This window comes from Pseudoalteromonas sp. Ps84H-4 (genome assembly GCF_024124645.1).
In the GTDB taxonomy this organism is placed as follows: Bacteria; Pseudomonadota; Gammaproteobacteria; order Enterobacterales; family Alteromonadaceae; genus Pseudoalteromonas; species Pseudoalteromonas lipolytica_C.
The window spans coordinates 1-1,521 of record NZ_JAMXSK010000072.1 but is presented as its reverse complement, the minus strand read 5'-3'; the positions used below and the strand labels follow the sequence as shown (position 1 = coordinate 1,521).

Genomic DNA, 1,521 nt, shown 5'->3' with positions numbered 1-1,521 from the left:
TGGGGCGTGCGACGTGAAGTCGTATGAAGCGCTGTTCACCGCTTAATGAGTGAACCATCTGTATCACCAGATGATCCTAGGAGCCTGAATAAAGTAGCGGCTCTGACAATGTAACGAAGGTTGGTATGCGCCAATCGGGATCTTAATCGTGAGAGGACGATCCTCCTGATAACCACAAATCGGGTGAGTGCTAGGCAGTCAGTATGATGAACATAAGTGAATCCGCGTAAGGTGCGTTATACGATGAAACAGCGGAAGTGGTTAATACGCTGTAGCCAAAAGGCACGAGAGTCGGAAAGAGATTGCCCCATGCTCTTTCGTGATCACTGAACTCTCCGCACTATAGCGGGCATCTAACCTGACATTGCGCAACATACGGAACACGGTAAGCCTGTATCACTCCCTTTGGGAAAGCTTATATAGCCGATAGTGATGCAGGTAGAGGATGTTGGAGAAAGCAAAGGCTGGATTGTAATGATGCAGATACAGACGTCTGTCTGGCACGAAAGTGAGCTGACTTCCGACTGGTCTTCCGTTGCAAGAGAATTTGAAGAACTTTATTCAAGGAGAAACGCAAATGATGATTTCAAAAGAGATTAGTGCCTCCCCTGACAGTGCTCAATGGCAATCCATAAATTGGAAAACTGTTGAGTCGCACGTTTTAAAGCTTCAGATGCGTATTGCAAAAGCAACAAGAGAAGGTAAACACAGCAAAGCGAAAGCGTTGCAGTGGATACTGACTCACTCGCATTCGGCAAAACTTCTTGCTGTTAAGCGAGTATCACAAAACAAAGGCAGTAAAACGCCCGGAATAGACGGCGTCATCTGGAATACGGATACGCGCCGCATGAAAGCAGTCAATCAATTGAGCAGAAAGGCTTATCAAGCCAAACCGCTCAAGCGTATCTACATCCCTAAGAAAAACGGCAAGCTCAGACCTTTGGGTATCCCGTGCATGGTCGATAGAGCGCTACAAGCGCTTCACCTTCTTGCACTAGAGCCTGTGTCAGAAACACTTGCTGACCCAAATAGCTACGGATTTCGGCGCAATAGAAGCACTGCTGATGCTATTGCTCAGTGTTTTCTCTGTTTGAGTAAAAAGCAATCCGCGCAATGGGTTCTTGAGGGAGATATCAAAGCCTGTTTCGACAAGATTGGGCATCAATGGCTTATGAATAATATAGCTGTAGATAAACGAATGTTGGAACAATGGTTAAAGTCTGGTTTTATGGACAAAGGGCTGTTCTATCGCACTGACGAGGGAACACCACAAGGCGGGATCATATCTCCAACCTTGATGCTGATGACTCTTGCAGGTCTTGAGCAACGCATTAAGTCCACCGCACTTAAAAATGGGGCGAGAGCCAACTTTATAGGATACGCCGATGATTTCGTCGTCACATGCACTTCAAAGGACGTGCTGGAGAACGATATCAAACCGTTGATTGCTGACTTCTTAGCACATAGAGGCTTAACGCTCTCCGAAGAGAAAACGCACATTACTCACATTAGCCGTGGTTT

General features: G+C 46.4%; 1 protein-coding gene. It reads left to right on the top strand.

Annotated features, from left to right (window positions below; translation table 11 throughout):
* Positions 1 to 577: 577 nt before the first annotated feature.
* A partial coding sequence (locus NH454_RS22225; protein WP_253040211.1) for a reverse transcriptase domain-containing protein occupies positions 578 to 1,521 on the top strand: 944 nt, incomplete at its 3' end.